This is a genomic window from Nonomuraea rhodomycinica, from assembly GCF_013363995.1.
In the GTDB taxonomy this organism is placed as follows: domain Bacteria; phylum Actinomycetota; class Actinomycetes; order Streptosporangiales; family Streptosporangiaceae; genus Nonomuraea; species Nonomuraea rhodomycinica.
In genome coordinates, this window is sequence record NZ_JABWGO010000001.1 from 1,506,309 (window position 1) to 1,522,615 (window position 16,307).

11 protein-coding genes are annotated in these 16,307 nt (G+C 75.1%); all 11 read right to left on the reverse strand.

Going from position 1 to position 16,307, the window contains the following annotated elements; genetic code table 11:
• Positions 1 to 156: 156 nt before the first annotated feature.
• Positions 157 to 1,557 carry a UDP-N-acetylmuramate--L-alanine ligase gene (gene murC, locus HT134_RS06950; RefSeq protein ID WP_175599343.1) on the reverse strand — a complete coding sequence of 467 codons (1,401 nt, stop codon included), beginning with the start codon at positions 1,555 to 1,557 and terminating at the stop codon, positions 157 to 159.
• Positions 1,554 to 2,630: an undecaprenyldiphospho-muramoylpentapeptide beta-N-acetylglucosaminyltransferase gene (murG, locus tag HT134_RS06955; protein WP_175599344.1), complete on the reverse strand. Its 1,077-nt coding sequence runs from the start codon at positions 2,628 to 2,630 to the stop codon at positions 1,554 to 1,556. The genes murC and murG overlap by 4 nt, the downstream gene beginning before the upstream one ends.
• Positions 2,631 to 2,693: 63 nt before the next feature.
• Positions 2,694 to 4,022 carry a putative lipid II flippase FtsW gene (ftsW, locus tag HT134_RS06960; RefSeq protein ID WP_175599345.1) on the reverse strand — a complete coding sequence of 443 codons (1,329 nt, stop codon included), beginning with the start codon at positions 4,020 to 4,022 and terminating at the stop codon, positions 2,694 to 2,696.
• On the reverse strand, positions 4,019 to 5,398 hold the full coding sequence (gene murD / locus HT134_RS06965; protein WP_175599346.1) for a UDP-N-acetylmuramoyl-L-alanine--D-glutamate ligase: 1,380 nt from the start codon (positions 5,396 to 5,398) through the stop codon (positions 4,019 to 4,021). Before murD ends, ftsW begins: the two co-directional genes overlap by 4 nt.
• A gap of 40 nt (positions 5,399 to 5,438) precedes the next feature.
• Complete coding sequence (mraY, locus tag HT134_RS06970) at positions 5,439 to 6,494, reverse strand: phospho-N-acetylmuramoyl-pentapeptide-transferase (protein WP_175599347.1); 1,056 nt, start codon at positions 6,492 to 6,494, stop codon at positions 5,439 to 5,441.
• A complete protein-coding gene (locus HT134_RS06975; RefSeq protein ID WP_175599348.1) occupies positions 6,491 to 8,020 on the reverse strand; it encodes a UDP-N-acetylmuramoyl-tripeptide--D-alanyl-D-alanine ligase in 1,530 nt (509 codons plus the stop codon). Before HT134_RS06975 ends, mraY begins: the two co-directional genes overlap by 4 nt.
• Entirely contained in the window at positions 8,017 to 9,549 is a 1,533-nt protein-coding gene (locus tag HT134_RS06980; RefSeq protein WP_175599349.1) for a UDP-N-acetylmuramoyl-L-alanyl-D-glutamate--2,6-diaminopimelate ligase, read from the reverse strand. The genes HT134_RS06975 and HT134_RS06980 overlap by 4 nt, the downstream gene beginning before the upstream one ends.
• 40 nt (positions 9,550 to 9,589) lie before the next feature.
• On the reverse strand, positions 9,590 to 11,320 hold the full coding sequence (locus HT134_RS48280) for a peptidoglycan D,D-transpeptidase FtsI family protein (protein WP_446685757.1): 1,731 nt from the start codon (positions 11,318 to 11,320) through the stop codon (positions 9,590 to 9,592).
• Positions 11,321 to 13,134: 1,814 nt separating this feature from the next.
• On the reverse strand, positions 13,135 to 14,400 hold the full coding sequence (gene ftsL / locus HT134_RS06990) for a cell division protein FtsL (protein ID WP_175599350.1): 1,266 nt from the start codon (positions 14,398 to 14,400) through the stop codon (positions 13,135 to 13,137).
• The gene (gene rsmH, locus HT134_RS06995) at positions 14,384 to 15,367 is read right to left on the reverse strand and encodes a 16S rRNA (cytosine(1402)-N(4))-methyltransferase RsmH (RefSeq protein ID WP_175599351.1); all 984 of its coding nucleotides are present in this window, start codon (positions 15,365 to 15,367) and stop codon (positions 14,384 to 14,386) included. Before rsmH ends, ftsL begins: the two co-directional genes overlap by 17 nt.
• 219 nt (positions 15,368 to 15,586) lie before the next feature.
• Positions 15,587 to 16,018, reverse strand: coding sequence for a division/cell wall cluster transcriptional repressor MraZ (mraZ, locus tag HT134_RS07000; RefSeq protein WP_175599352.1), 432 nt, complete (start codon positions 16,016 to 16,018; stop codon positions 15,587 to 15,589).
• Between the last annotated feature and the right edge of the window lie 289 nt (positions 16,019 to 16,307).

Here is a 16,307-nt window from a genome sequence, read left to right on the forward strand (position 1 = left end):
CCCGATCACGGCACGAACCTACGCCGAGCCCCGCCCGCGCCGCCCGAGGCGCGCCCGCCGCCCGCGGTCCGCGCCGCCCGGTGTCCGACCGGGCCCCACCGGGCGAGGACTCCGCCGGGCGGCCCGCGGCGCGGCCGGAGGTGACCCGTGCGGGCGTCAGCGGTCCGAGAGCTCCGCCAGGATCCGGGGACCCAGCTCCGTCACGTCCCCGGCGCCCATGGTGAGCACGATGTCGCCCGGCCGCGCGCGCGACGCCGCGAGGCCCGGGACGGCGGCGCGGTCCGGCTCGTACGCGACCCGCTCGGCGGGCAGCGGCACGCGGCCCGCGACCATCGCCCCCGACACGCCCGGCTCGGGGTCCTCGCGCGCGCCGTAGACGTCGAGCACGATCACCTCGTCGGCCAGCCCGAGCGCCGCGCCGAAGTCGTCGGCGAAGAACCGGGTGCGCGAGTACAGGTGGGGCTGGAAGATCGCGACGACCCGCCCGTCGCCGGAGTAGGAGGCCACCACGTCGCGCGCCGCCCGAAGGTCGGCCGCCAGCTCGGTCGGGTGGTGGGCGTAGCTGTCGAACACGGCGACGCCGCCCGCCTCGCCCTTGGCCTCGAAGCGCCGCTTGGCCCCGCCGAAGGCCGCCAGCCCGTCCCTGATCTCCTCGAACGGCAGGCCCAGCTCGTCGGCCACGGCGATCACCGCGGTGGCGTTGAGCGCGTTGTGGGCCCCGGGCACGGCCAGCCTGACCTCGCCGCGTCCCTCGACGGTGAAGCGCGTGCCGAACCCGTCGGGCCGCACGTCCGTCACGCGCAGCTCGCCCGTCTCGCCATAGGTGCGCACCCGCAGGCCGCGCGCCCGGGCGGCCTGCGCCATCTCGGCCGCGCCGGGGTCGTCGGCGCAGGCGATGAGCAGCGAGCCGATCCGCTCGCCGAAACGGGCGAAGCTGTCGTGGACGGCGCGCGGGTCGCCGTAGTTGTCGAGGTGGTCGGCCTCGACGTTGGTGACCACGGCGATGTCGGGCGCCAGCATGAGGAACGAGCCGTCGCTCTCGTCGGCCTCGGCGACGAACACCTCGCCGGAGCCCTCGTCGGCGCCGAGCCCGGTGGTGACGAGCTGGCCACCGACGCAGTAGGACGGGTCGGCGCCGCACTTCTGCAGCGCCACGGTCAGCATCGAGGTGGTGGTGGTCTTGCCGTGGGTGCCGGCGACGGCCACGGCCGTGCGGCCGGCCATCACCGAGGCGAGCGCGGCGGCGCGCGGGATGATGCGCAGCCCCTGCTTGAGCGCCTCCCCCAGCTCGGGGTTGGAGTCGCGGATCGCGGTGGAGACGACGACGGTGTCGACGTCCTTGATGTGGGAGGCGGCGTGCCCGATGTGCACGGTGGCGCCGAGCCGGCGCAGCTCGCCGACCAGGTCGCTGCTGCGCGCGTCGCTGCCGGACACGCGCACGCCGCGCTTGAGCAGGATGCGGGCGATGCCCGACATCCCCGCGCCGCCGATGCCGATGAAGTGGACCCGGCCCAGGTCCTCGGCGGCGATGGGCTCGACCAGCTTGACCAGACTCATCCGGCTATCTCCAAGACTTTCCTCGCGAGCATGATATCGGCGTCCTTGCGGCCGAAGCGTGCGGCCGCCTCCGACATGACGGCGACCCGCTCGGGGTCGCGCAGGATCGGCAGCAGGTGGTGGACGATCCACTCGGCGGACAGGTCCGCGTCGTCGACCACGAGACCGCCGCCGCCCGCCACGATGCGCTCGGCGTTGACACGCTGCTCGCCGTTGCCGTGCGGCAGCGGCACGTACGCCGCGGGCAGCCCCACCGCGGTCAGCTCGGCGCAGGTCAGCGCCCCGCCGCGGCACAGGGCGAGGTCGGCGGCGGCGTAGGCGAGGTCCATGCGGTCGACGTAGGGCAGCAGGACGTACTGGGGGTCGCCGGGCGGCGGCTCGTGGTCGGGGACGTTGTTCGGCCCGAGCACGTGCAGCACCTGGATGCCGGCGGCGCGCAACGCGGGCGCGGCGGCCAGCGCCGCCTGGTTGAGCGACCTGGCGCCCCGGGAGCCGCCGAAGACGAGCAGCGTCGGCCGGTCGTTCTCCAGCCCGAACCAGGAGCGGGCCTTGTCGCCCGTGGACAGCCGGTCGAGGGTGGCGATCTCGCGGCGCAGCGGCGTGCCGATGTACGCGGCGCCGGCCAGGGCCGGCTCGGGGAAGCCGCTGAAGACGTGGTCGGCCAGCCGCGCGCCGAGCCGGTTGGCCAGGCCGGGGCGCGGGTTGGCCTCGTGGACCACGATCGGCAGGCCGCGCCGCTTGGCGGCCAGGTAGGCGGGCGTGGCGACGTACCCGCCGAAGCCCACGAGGATGTCGGCGGACACGCGGTCGAGCACGGCGGCGACGGCGTTGACGGCGCCCGCCAGCCGGCCGGGCACGGTGAGCAGCCGCGGGGTGAGGGCCCGGGGCAGCGGCACGGCCGGCACCAGCTCCAGGTCGTAGCCGCGGGCCGGGACGAGCTGCGTCTCCAGGCCGCGCTCGGTGCCCACGCACGTGATGCCGACGCCCGGGTCGAGGCGGCGCAGCGCGTCGGCAAGGGCGAGCGCCGGCTCGATGTGGCCGGCCGTCCCGCCACCGGCGAGGACCACCCTCATGTCCACTCCCTCACGTCGTGCCCAGCGTCCCGTCTCTCACGTCATGCCCCGCCGCGCGGCGCCTCAGCGCCGGGCCCCGCGCCCGGCCCTGGATCCGGCCCGGGATCCGGCCCGGGATCCGGCCCTGGCGGCGCGTCCGAGGCCCAGCCAGCTTAGGGCCCGGGCGGCCGGTCCGGGGCCACGGGCCGCGAGGGCCTCGCGGGCGCCGGGCTCGCGTTTGGCGAACGACAGCAGCATGCCGAGCGCGGCGAGTGTCGGCAGCAGGGCCGACCCGCCGTACGAGACCAGCGGCAGCGGGATGCCGGTGATGGGCAGCACGCCGAGGACGGCGCCCATGTTGACGATGGCCTGACCGGCGATCCAGGCCACGATCGCGGCGGCGGCCAGCCGGACGAACGCGTCGTTGACCCGGGTGGCGACCCGCAGCCCCGCGTACCCGAGCAGCCCGAACAGCGCCACGACGACCAGCGTGCCCATCAGGCCGAGCTCCTCGCCGAGGATGGCGAAGATGAAGTCGCTCTCGCCGTGGGGCAGCCAGCTCCACTTGGCCCGGCTGCTGCCGAGGCCGAGCCCGAACCAGCCGCCGGAGCCCATCGCGATCTGCCCCTGCACGGCCTGGTAGCCGGCGCCCTGCGCGTCGGCCCACGGGTCGAGGAACGCGCCGATGCGGGCCATCCGGTACGGCTCCACCTTGATCATGATGATCGCGGCGAGCACGGCCAGCGACAGGATGCCGGCGAACAGCTTGATCGGCGCCCCCACCACCCACAGCAGCGCCAGGAAGATCATGAACAGCACGAGCGTGGTGCCGAGGTCGCGGCCGAGCATGACCATGACGGCCAGGATGGCCGTGCCGGGCATGAGCGGGATCAGCATGTGCCGCCACTCGATGCGGCCGTGCCGGGCGCGCCGGGCCAGCAGGTCGGCCCCCCACAGCGCGAGCCCCAGCTTGGCCGGCTCGGACGGCTGGAGGGTCAGCGGGCCGACGTAGATCCATCGCTGCGCGCCCAGCTCGGAGGAGCCGATGAACAGCACCATGACCAGCGCGATGATCGACAACGCCATGAGCGGGTAGCCGGCCCACCGGAAGAACCGGTGCGGCAGCCGGGAGCAGCCCCACATGACCAGCACGCCGAGCGCGGCCGAGAACGACTGCTTGATGAACCAGGAGAACGGGTTGCCGGTCTTCTGCATCGCCTCGATGCTGGAGGCCGACAGCACCATCATCAGCCCCAGCGCGAGCAGCAGGGCGCTGCAGCCGAGGATCAGGTAGTAGGTGGTCAGCGGCTTGCCCAGCAGCTCCCGGAGCGCGGCGAGCTGATCGCGCGCCCAGCTCGACGGCCCCTCGACGGCGCTCTGGCGCGGCCGGTCCTCGGTGCTGGTGGCGCTCACGTGGCGGCCTTCAGCCCGTGTACGGCACGCGCGAAGGCCTCCCCCCGGGCCGGGTACCCCGCGAACATGTCGAGCGACGCCCCGGCCGGCGAGAGCAGCACGGTGTCACCCGGGCGGGCCAGACGGGCGGCTTCGGTGACGACTTCGTCCATCGCACCAGTGTCTTGGGAGGAGATGTCCACGACGGGGACATCCGGGGCGTGTCGCGCGAGTGCTTCGGCGATCACGCCGCGGTCGGCGCCCAGCAGCACCGCCCCGCGCAGCCTGGGCGCGGCCCGGCGCACCAGGTCGTCCACGTCGGCGCCCTTGAGCTGGCCGCCCGCGATCCACACGATCGACGGGTAGGACGACAGGGCCGCGGCGGCGGCGTGCGGGTTGGTGGCCTTGGAGTCGTCGACGTAGTCCACCTCGCCGCGGCGGGCGACGTGCTGCAGGCGGTGCGGGTCGGGCGTGAAGTCGCGCAGGCCCTGGCGTACGGCGGAGGCGGGCAGGCCGGCGGCGCGGGCGAGCGCGGCGGCGGCCAGCGCGTTGGCGACGTTGTGCGGGGCGAGCGGGCGCACGTCGGCCAGGGTGGCGAGCTCCTCGGCCGCCTCCACCGGGTCGGCGACGAAGGCCCGGTCCACGAGGAGGTCCTCGACCACGCCGACCTGCCCGGGCCGCGGCACGCGCAGCGTGAAGCCGACGGCGCGCGGGTACGGCTCGGCCAGCCGGGTCGCCTCGGGGTCGTCGGCGTTGTAGACGACGGTGCCGGCGCGTTCGAAGATGCGGCCCTTGGCGGCGGCGTAGGCCTCCATGGAGCCGTGCCAGTCGAGGTGGTCGGGCGCGACGTTGAGGACCGCGGCGGCCAGCGGCGCCAGGGAGCCCGACCAGTGCAGCTGGAAGCTGGACAGCTCGACGGCCAGCGTGTCGTACGCCTCGTCCCCCGTGCGGGTGACGGCCCGGATGACGGGCTCGCCGACGTTGCCCACGGCCGCGGCGCGGCGGCCGCCGGCCAGCAGGATGGAGGTGAGCATGCGCACGGCGGTGGTCTTGCCGTTGGTGCCGGTCAGGGCGAGCCAGGGCGCCGCGCCGGCGGGCCGCAGCCGCCAGGCCAGCTCCACCTCGCCGACCACCTCGACGCCGGCCCGCAGCGCGGCGGCGATCAGCGGGTGGTGGGGCGCCCAGCCGGTGGTGACCAGCCGGGTGACGCCCTCGGGCAGGTCCATGGCGCCGAAGCGGGTCTCGACGCCCAGCGCGGCCAGCTCGCCGGCGGCGCGGCGCTGCCGCTCCCCCTCGACGGCCTCCACGACCACGACCCGCTCCCCCCGGGCGGCGAGCACCTCGGCGACGGCGGTGCCGGACACGCCGAGCCCGGCGACGCAGGTGAGCCCGCTCACGCGCCGGCTCCGCCCGCCGGACGCGACGGCCTGACGGGGGTCATCGCGGCATCCACTCGACGTAGAACAGGCCGAGGCCGAGCGCGGCGCACAGCATGGCGATCAGCCAGAACCGGACCACGATCGTGGTCTCGGCCCAGCCCTTCAGCTCGAAGTGGTGCTGCAGCGGCGCCATCCGGAACACGCGTTTGCCGGTCATCTTGAAGAAGCCCACCTGGATGATCACCGACAGGGTGATGATCACGCACAGGCCGGCGAGGATGATGAGCAGGAGCTGGGTGCGGGTGGCGATGGCCAGACCGGCCAGCACGCCGCCCAGCGCGAGCGAGCCGGTGTCGCCCATGAAGATCTTGGCGGGGGGCGCGTTCCACCACAGGAAGCCGATGAGCGCCCCGAGCACGGCGGCGGCCACCACGGCCAGGTCGAGGGGGTCGCGCACCCAGTAGCAGTTGGGGCCGAGCTGGTCGATGCAGTTGTTGCGCAGCTGCCAGTTGCCGATCAGCACGTACGCGGCGAGCACGACGCCGGTCGCGCCGCTGGCCAGACCGTCGAGGCCGTCGGTGAGGTTCACCGCGTTGGAGAAGCCGACGATCATGATCAGCACCCAGATGGTGAACCCGACGATGGTGAGGGGCGGCCCGAAGTCGCGCAGGAACGACAGGCGCGGCTCGGCGGGCGTGATGCCGTAGACGTTGGGCTGCTGCGTCACCATCACCGCGAAGACGGCTCCGACGACGAGCTGGCCCAGCGCCTTGGCGCCGCTGCGCAGGCCCAGGCTGCGCTGCTTGTAGATCTTGATGAAGTCGTCGAGGAAGCCGACCGCGCCGAGGCCGGTCATGAGGAACAGCACCAGCAGGCCCGAGACGGTGGGCGGCGACAGCATGGCCAGGTGGGAGCCGCCGTAGGCCAGCAGCGAGGCCAGCACGATGACGATGCCGCCCATGGTGGGGGTGCCGCGCTTGTCGTAGTGGCCGGACGGCCCCTCCTCGCGGATCTCCTGGCCGTAGCCACGACGGGAGAGCAGCCGGATGGCCAGGGGGGTGCCGAGCATCGACAGGATGAGTCCCACCGCGCCGGCGATGATGATGTTGTTCACTGGGTGGCACCCCCGAGCAGCAGCTCGGCCGTCCTCTCAAGGCTCATCGCGCGGGGTCCCTTGACGAGCACGACGTCGCCGGGCCGCAGCCACCGCGACACCTGCGCGGCGGCGGCCTCCGCGTCGGGCACGTGCACGATCGGCATCTCGCCCGTTCCGGACATGTCCTCGGTTGGGGACATGTCTCCCGGGTGGGTGGGGCTCTCCTGGGACGCGGCCGGGGCTCCGTCGCCGCCGGTCGCCGCGGACGGGGCGCCCTCAGCGCGGCCCGCCGCGGACGAGGCGCCGGCGCGGCCGGTCGCCGCGTACGCCCCCTCCAGCACCGGGTCGGCCTCCGGGCCGGCGACCACCAGCCCGGACAGGCCCGCGCCGCCCGCCAGGCGGCCCAGGTCGGTGTTGAGCTCCGTGGAGTCCTCGCCCAGCTCGCGCAGGGCGGCGATGACGGCGAAGCGCCGCCGGCCCCGGCCGAGGTTGCCGAGCGCGGCGAACGCGGCCCGCATCGAGTCGGGGTTGGCGTTGTAGGCGTCGTTGATCACGGTGACGCCGTCGGGCCGGTCGGTGACCTCCATGCGCCAGCGGCTGCGCGGGGTCGCCTCGCTCAGCTCCGCGGCGATGGTCGCGACCGGCAGGCCCAGCTCGTAGGCCGCCGCGGCGGCGGCCAGCGAGTTCTCGACCGCGGGCTCGCCGTACAGCTGCAGCGAGATCCGGGCGGAGCCGGACGGCGTGGTCAGCGTGTAGGAGCCCCGGCCGCGCTCGTCGAAGGTGACGTCCTCGGCCCGGATGGCGGCCTCCGGCGCGCGGCCGAACAGCGTGACCCGCGCCTCGGTGCGCTCGGCCATCGCGCGTACCAGCGGGTCGTCGGCGTTGAGCACCGCGACGCCGTCGCGCGGCAGCGCCTCGACCAGCTCGCCCTTGGCCTTGGCGATGGCCTCCTTGCCGCCGAACACGCCGAGGTGGGCGGTGCCGACGTTGAGGACCACGCCGATGCGCGGCGGCGCGATGCGGGTGAGCGCGCGGATGTGGCCGATGTTGCGGGCGCTGAGCTCCAGCACCATGAACCGGGTCTCGTGGTCGGCCCGGAGCACGGTCAGCGGGTGGCCGATCTCGTTGTTGAACGAGCCGACCGGCGCGATCGTGGCCCCCATGCGGGCGGTCAGCCGGGCCAGGAGGTCCTTGGTGGTGGTCTTGCCGGCCGAGCCGGTCACGCCGATCACGGTGGCGCCGGGCAGGGCCGCGCTCTGCACGGTGGCCAGGGCGGCCAGCGCGGCGGCGGTGTCGGGCACCACGACCGCGGGCGCGTCGACCGCCCGGCTCGCGAGCACCGCGACGGCCCCGGCCCGCACCGCCTGGGCGGCGTAGTCGTGACCGTCCACGCGCGCGCCCTTGAAGGCGACGAACAGCGATCCCGGTCGGACGTCCCGCGAGTCGATCACCACCGGACCGCGGACCACCGCGCGGGGGTCGGCCATGCCCGACAGGGCCCCCGAGGTGATCTCGGCGATCCTGGCCAGAGGCAACGGGATCATGCGTGCTTCCTGCTTTCCTTGCGTGCGTCGATCGCCCGGGCGACGACCTCGCGGTCGTCGAAGGGGATCACCTCGCCTGAAATGTACTGACCCTGCTCATGGCCCTTGCCCGCCACCACGATCACGTCGCCGCGGCCGGCCTGGCCGACCGCCAGCTCGATCGCGGCCGCGCGGTCAGGCTCAATGATCACATGAGCGCGGTCGTGCCGCGGAACGCGGAGCGCTCCCTCCATCATCGCGGCCAGGATGGCCAGCGGATCCTCCGAACGGGGATTGTCGCTGGTGAAAATCGCCACATCGGCCAGCCGGGCCGCGGCCTCGCCCATGAGGGGCCGCTTGCCCGTGTCGCGGTCGCCGCCGCAGCCGAGCACCACCGTGAGCCGCCCGGCGGTGACCTCGCGCAGCGACAGCAGCACCGACTCCACCGCGCCCGGTTTGTGCGAGTAGTCGACCACGGCCTGGAAGTCGTCGCCGGCGCCCGTGACCCGCTCCATGCGGCCGGGCACCCCGGTCATCGTGCCGACGCCGTGGACGGCCGTCTGGAGCGGCACGCCGGCCTCGACGAGGGTGACGACGGCGCCGAGCGCGTTGGCGACGTTGAACGGGCCGGGCAGCGAGATCTGCGCGTCGGCCTCGACCCCGCCGGGGCCCACCACGCGGAAGGCGCTGCCGTCGGCGCCGAGCCGCGTGTCGAGCGCCCGCCAGGCCGCCTCCGGGTTGCCGAGCGCCGAGAACGTCGTCATCGGCACCTTGGCCCGCGCCAGCAGCTCGCGGCCGTGCGGGTCGTCGTAGTTGGTGACGCCCGCCCGGCACATCTCGGGCTGGAACAGCCGGGCCTTGGCGGAGAAGTAGTCGTCGAGGTCCTTGTGGAAGTCCAGGTGGTCCTGCGACAGGTTGGTGAACAGCGCCACGTCGTAGTGGACGCCGTCGACGCGGCCGAGCGCCAGGGCGTGGCTGGAGACCTCCATGGCCGCCGCCGTCACGCCGCGCTCGCGCATGAGCGCGAACAGGCCGTGCAGGTCGGACGCCTCGGGCGTGGTCAGCCGCGGCTGGAACACCAGGTCGCCCGCGTGGATCTCGACGCCGCCGACCAGGCCCGTGGTGTGGCCGGCCGCCCGCAGCCCCGCCTCCAGCAGGAACGTGGTGGTGGACTTGCCGCTGGTGCCGGTGACGCCGAGCACCTGGACGTCGCGGGCCGGCTGGCCGTACACCCAGGAGGCGACCTGCCCGAGCAGGGCGCGCGGGTCGGGCACGACCAGCACCGGCAGCCCGGTGGCGACGGCCCGCTCGCGGCCCGCCTCGTCGGTGAGGATCGCCACGGCGCCGCGCGCCATGGCCTGCGCCGCGAAGGCCGCGCCGTGGGCCGTGCTGCCGGCCAGGGCGACGTACAGGTCGCCGCGCTGGACCTCGCGCGAGTCGATGGTGACACCGGTCAGCGCGGCATGGGGCGACCTCGCCGAGCCGGACTCGGCGTCGAGCATGGTCGCCAGCCCGGTCAGCGGGCGGGGCGGACTGGTCGTTGGACGCATAGACGACGGGGGACGCACGGCGGCAGCGTACCCTCCCTGGTCACTGTCCCGCGCGCGTCCGCACCGCGGGGGCGGTGGAACCCGTGGGCGGGATCTTCCTGCTCTTGATGGCGAACGTCATCACATCCTTGAACACGGGCGCGGCGATCTGCCCGCCGAAGTGTCCGTTCTTCGGGTTCTGCAGCACCGACAGCACCACCAGCCGGGGCGCGTCGGCGGGGCTGAAGCCCACGAACGAGGCCGTGTATCCGTCGTAACGGCCCAACTGCTGATCGTAGCGGTCCGCGGTGCCCGTCTTGCCCGCCACCCGGTAACCGGGGATGGCGGCGAGCTCGCCCGTGCCCTGGGCGCTCACCGCGGCCTCCAGCATGGTGGTGATCTCCTCGGCCGTCCGCTCACTGACCACGCGCGTCTTCCTGCCCGGGGCGGAGGGGACGAACCGCCCCGACGCGTCCGTCGTGCCGGCCACGATCTGCGGCTCGATCTTCACGCCGCCGTTGGCGATCGTCTGGTACACGCTGGCCATCTGCAGCGCGGTCACCGACACGCCCTGGCCGTAGGCGACCGTGCAGCTCTGGCTGCCGGACCAGGTCTTGTAGTCGGGCAGCAGGCCCGCGCTGGCGCCGGGCACGCCGCCCCCGGGAGTCGCACCGAAACCGAACGCCTTGAGCATGCGGTAGAGCCGCTCGCTGCCGATCTTGCGGGCGGCCATGATGGTCGCGACGTTGCTGGACTGCGCCATGGCCTCGCGGAACGTCATCGCCTCCGCCGGGTGCGGGTGGGCGTCGCGCAGCACCCGGTCGGCGCACTTGATGTTGTCCTTGACCTGGAAGACCGTGTCGGGGCTGACCACGCCGGCCTCCAGCGTCGCCGCCGCGGTGATGACCTTGTTGGTGCTGCCGGGCTCGAACACGTCGGCGGCGGCCCGGTTGACGTACAGGCCGGGCGGGGCGTCGCCCCAGTTGTTCAGGTCGAGCTCGGGGGCGTTGGCCATGGCGATGATCTGCGCCGTCCGCACGTCCATGACGATGACGGTGCCGCTGCTCGCGCCCGCCTCCTTCACCTGCGCGGCCAGGGCCCGCTGGGCGGCCCACTGGATGTCGCGGTCGATGGTCAGCCGCACGTCGCGGCCGTCGACCGGGGCGGTGCGCTGGGTGCTGGTCATGGGGATGGGCTGGCCGTCGCGGCCCGTCTCGGCCCGCTGCTCGCCGTCTCGGCCGGCCAGCAGGGAGTTCTTGGCCGCCTCGATGCCGCCGAGGCCCTTGCCCTCGTCGCCGACGAACCCGATGAGGCTGCCCGCCAGATCGCCCGCCGGGTAGAGGCGCCGGTAGGTCTTCTTCGCCGTCAGGCCCGGCACGCCGCCCTTGAGCAGGCGGGCGGCCACGACGGGGTCGACGTCCCTGGCCAGGAGCTGGTAGCGGGTGCCGGTCACGGCCAGCTTGGCCGCCATCTCCTGCTCGGTCCTGCCGAGGTGGGCGGCCAGTGCCTGGGCGACCGCGGCACGCGCGGTGGGGGGCACCACGCTGGGGTCGATGGCGATCTCGCGCGCCTCGGCGGTGACGGCCAGCGGGTGTCCGCCGGCGTCGGTGATCGTGCCGCGCTTGGCGGGGATCTGCTGGGTCTGCAGGCGCTGGCTGGCGGCCCGCGCCTCGTACACCTTGGAGTCGAGGCCCTGCATCTGGATCAGCCGGCCGGCGAAGATCGACAGGATGAACGTCATGCCGATGAGGCCGACGTTGATGCGCCGGCGCGGGCTGCCGAGGCGCAGCACGAGGGGCGGCCTGGCGGGGCGGGACGGCGGCCTGCGCCCCGACCCGGGACCGCCGCCGCGCCCTCCCCCGCCCGGGCCCCGGCCGTCGGGGTCCCGGCCGTCGTGGCTCCAGGCGTCGCGGGCTCCGGGCATGCGGGACAGCAGCGCGCCCACGCCGCGGGCGAGCGGGCTCGCGGGCCCGCGGCGCGGAGCGCTCCTGCGCGGGCCGGTGGCGCGGCCTGGGGCGTCCTTGGGGGGACGTCCGCGGGGGTCGCGCTCCTGCGCGGCGGCCCGACCACGCGCGCCGCCCCGGTCACGGGGGTCGCGGTCGCGGTCGCGGGGGTCGCGCTCACGAGGGTCGCGGTCACGAGGCACGCGGTCGCGCGGGTCACGGTCGCGCGGGTCACGGGGGTCGCGGTCGCGGGGGTCGCGGGGGTCACGGTCGCGCGAGTCGCGGCTGCGGGGGTCGCGTGGGTCGGGGTCCTGTGAGGAGGCCCGGCCCGCTGCTGGTCCCTGAGCGCCGTCCTGGCGCAGGCGGCCGCGCCCGGACGGCCTCTCGGCCTCGTCGCGGGCCCGGCCACCGCTCGCGCCACTCGCGCCGCGCGCTCCGCCGCTCGCGCCGCGCATTCCGCCGTCCGCCCGGCCCCGCATTCCGCCGTCCGCTCCGCCCCGTGCTCTGTCGTCCGCCTCGTCCCGTGCTCCGCCGTCCGTCTCGCCCCGTGCTCCGCCGCGCAGTCGGCCGTCCGTCCCGCCGCGCAGCCGGCCGCCCGGCTCGCCGGTCTCGCTCCGCGCGGGGCCGCCGGAGGCGGGGCTCTCGCCGCGCGCGCGGCCACGGCCGGGCGCGGAGTCGTCGTCCTGACGGCCGCGGATGACCCGCCCCAGGGGCTCCTGGCGGGAGCGGGCACGCGGGCCGTCGCCGTCGTCCTGGCGGCGGGCGCGCGCCGACGGGGTCTCGCCGCGTCCCCTGAGGGGCGGCAGATCGTCGTCGCGGTCCTGGGCGGCGCGCCTGGAGCGGGCGGAACCGGCCAGCGGGTCCCAGTCCGCCGGCTCGCCGTCGTCCTGGCGGGAGCGGCGGCCGCCGCCGGAGTCGCGCCCGGCGCCGCCGCCCGGCCGGTCCTGGCGGGTGTTCATCCGGTCGTCGGCCGAGCGGCCGCCCGACCGCCCGCGCGCGCCGTCTTCCGGCCCGCGGCCGTGTGGCAGGTCCAGCGGGTCACCTTCCCAGTCCCGGCGCGTACGGCCCCGTGCGGGGCCCTGTGCTTCTCCGTCGGGGTCACGGCGCAGGCGTCCCCGGGGAGCGGCGTCCCGCGCGGCGTCGTCACGCTCACGGCCCGCGCGGGCACGCGGCGCGGCGTCCCGCCCGGCGCCGTCACGGTCGCGGCGCGCGCGTCCCGCGGCGAGGTCGCGCGGGTCGTCGTCGTGGATCCGGCGCAGGCGGCCACGCGGCCCCGGCTCGTCGTCCGGGTCGCGGCGGGCACGGCTGCCCGCCGTGTCCTGCGGCGCGCGGGTGCGGGGCGGGTCCTGGGGCGTGCGGTCACGGGGCGGGTCCTGGGGCGTGCGGTCACGGGAGGTGCGGCCGCGCGGCCGGTCGTCCGGGTCGTCGCCGGGCGAGCCGCCGGAGGACAGATCGAAGGGCAGGTCGAACGGGTCGTGGCGGTGCCGGGGATCGTGCCGGTCGTCGGACGGCGCGCGCCCCGTCCCCTCCGAACGGGACGCACCCGTCTGCCTGCCCGGCCTTCCAGGACCGCCGGGCGTACGACGGGCGGCGCCGGGCCCTCCCTGAGAGCCGGCGCCGCCCCCGCCACGGCCGGGCCCCTGGCCCCTGCCGCCTGTCTCCCTCACCGGGTCCGGCCCACCCGCCCGGCGTCGGCCGGGACGCCGCCCTCGGCGCCCTGCCCGGCCGTGGCATCGGACGTGCCGCCGGCCTCACCGCCGGACGCGTCACCGGTCCGGGCGTCGTCCCCGGATGTGCCACCCGTACGCGCCTCACCGCCGGACGTGCCGGCCGGACGGCCCTCGCCGCCGGTCACCGCCGTGGTGCCGGACGTCGTGCCGGACGTGGTGCCCGTGGTGGCGCCGGTCCTGCCGGTCTCGGCCGTGCCGCCGGTCGGCGTGCCGGTGGTGGCGGTGCCGGTGGTGGCGCCCTTCGTGGCCGGGGTGCCGGTGCCGTCGGTGGCCGGGGTGCCGGTCTCCGTGCCCGTGCCGGGCTTGGCGGCGCCCTTGCCGGTGTCGCCGAGCGTGAGCGGGTTGATGCTGTTGTCGAGGTGGAGCCCCTGGTCCTCGGCCCGCCTGGCGATGACGGCCGCCTGGGTCTCCTCCTCGATCACCTGCTTGAGCCGGTCGTTGTGCTGGCGGGCGGCGGCGATCTCGCCACGCAGCCGCGAGGCGGTGATCGAGTCCTGGGCGAGCACGGTGTTGAGCAGCAGCAGGCTCACCAGGCCGCCGCAGAGCAGCCCGACGACGAGCAGCACGAACGGCGCCCGCTGACGGCGGCGGGCCGGGACGCCCCGGGCCGCGGGACGGGCGGCGCGCTCGCTCCGGTCCCGGCGGGAGGCGGGCTCGGCGGACGGACGCGGACGCGGGACCGGGCGCGCCGAAGGCGACGGCTCCTGGCCGGGGCCCGTGCCGGGACCCGGTCTCGTCGTGGGCTCGGCGGACGGCCGCGCGGGCGGCGCGGCGGGTGACGTGCCGGCGGGGCCGGTGAGCGTGCGGGTGCCGTTCTTGGGCTGCTGGGCGGGCGCGGGCCTGCGCCGGCCCGTGCCGGCCCCGCCCTTGACCCCGCCGCGCGCACCGGACCTCGCCGTGCCCGGCCGCGACGAACCGGCCGGCGGCCGGTCGGGCGAGCTGAAGTCGGGAGAGGTGAAGTCGGGCAGCGTGATGACCGGCGTGTCGGCGTCCGAGGCGGCGGAACCGGAGGCACCGCGGCCGGACGCGCCCGCCCTGGACGCGCCACCACCCGAAGCGGCGGAACCGGACGCGCCCGCTCCGGGCGCGCCGGTGTCGGACGCGCCGTCGGGCGTGGCGGTGCCGGGCGCGGCGGGCTCGAGCACGGTGCCGCGGGCGGACGCGCGCCGCCTGGTCTCCTGCTCAGTCGTGGTCGTCAACACGGATCCTCTCTGCCGCCCGTAGCCGGGCCGAGGCAGCCCGCGGGTTGCGGGCCAGCTCTTCTTCGCTGGGGAGCTCGGCCCCCCTCGTCACCAGGCGGAACCGCGGCTGGTGCGCCGGCAGCGGGACGGGGAGCCCGGGTGGGCTGGTGTCCCTGGTTCGCGCCGTGAGGACCTGCTTGGTGAGCCGGTCCTCCAGGGAGTGGTAGGAGAGCACGACGACTCTCCCCCCGAGCGCCAGCGCGTCGAGGGCCGCGGGCAGCGCCGCCTCCAGGGCGGCGAGCTCCGCGTTGACCTCGATGCGCAGCGCTTGGAAAGTCCTCTTGGCGGGGTTGCCCCCGGTGCGCCGGGTCGCGGCCGGAATCGCCTGCCGCACGATCTCCGCGAGCCGCTTCGTCGACGTTATGGCCTCCTTGGCCCTTTCCTTGACAATTAGGCCCGCGACACGCGGTGCGAACCGTTCCTCGCCATAATCACGGAGGATGCGCGTTAGCTCCCCGGCCGAGTAGGTATTGACCACCTTCTCCGCCGTGAGCTCCTGCTCGGTGTCCATCCGCATGTCCAGCGGGGCGTCATAGGAGTACGCGAACCCGCGCTCGGCCTCGTCGAGCTGCGGCGAGGAGACCCCCAGGTCGAACAGCACGCCGTCGACCGTGGTGCGGCCGAGGGCGGCGCCGGTGGTGGCGACCACCTCGGCGAGCTGGTCGGAGGAGGCGTGGACCAGGGTGGTCCGCTCCGCGTACGGGGCGAGCCGGCGCGTGGAGAAGTCGATCGCGAAAGGGTCGCGGTCGATGCCGATCAGGTGGAGCGCCGGATGGGCGGCGAGCAGGGCCTCCGAGTGGCCACCGAGGCCGAGGTTGGCGTCGACGACCACGGGACGATCACCGCCCAGCGCCGGAGCCAGCAGCTCCAGTACGCGGTCGAGCATGACCGGAACGTGACCGCCGTTGCCTGTGGCGTCGCTCATCTCCAACCCCCCTCTCGCGTCCTTGCTCGCGGATGACGCGGTCGGCGATCCTATCGGCCCTTCCTGGGTCCCCACCCGGCGCCGCCCGGCCAGGTCCCCATCCGCACCCTCTTCGTGGACGCCCGCCATCTGACACCGGGGAAGGTGCATCAGCTGGCCGGCAGTGGTTGCGGGTGGAGACCTCGCCGAACGACATCTCCGACGGATCTACCGTGGCTTCTACAGGATCCCTGGCAGCACCTCCTCCGACAGGTCGGCGAACGCCTGCTCCTGAGCGCTGAGATAGGTGTCCCACGCCTGCGCGTCCCAGATCTCCAACCGGGTGTTGGCCCCGATGACGACGCAGTCGCGTTGCAGGCCGGCATACTGCCGCAGGCTCTGCGGGATGGTGATGCGGCCCTGCTTGTCGGGGGTCTCGTCGGACGCGCTGGCGAAGAAGACGCGGCTGTAATCACGCACCGCCTTGGCGGTGACCGGGGCGGTGCTGAGAGCCTCGGTAATGTGCTGGAACTCCTCCACGGGAAAGACGTAGAGGCATCGCTCCTGGCCTTTGGTGATCACAAGACCCTCCGCCAGCTCCTCACGGTACTTAGCCGGCAGGAACAGCCGTCCCTTGTCGTCCAGACGCGGTTGATGGGTGCCGAGGAACATCGGCCCCACCTCCCGTGCCTAGTGAAGCGCTCGACGCTGGCGCACCGGCCCTCCACTGCGCACCACCATACTCCACTTCTCCCCACCGTCAACTGATTCAACCCCATGTCACAGCCTGATCGTTTCGCGTTTCCGCAGGTCAGAGCGGTGGGGCGAGGTGGGGGGCGCGGAGGGGGCGTGGGCGGCCACGGGCGTGTCGGAACGCGCGCAGGAACGGCAGGCAAGCGGAGCCGGACGCGCGAAGGAACGGGCGTGGGGAAAAGTGGGGCGCGCATGGTAGCCGCGATGT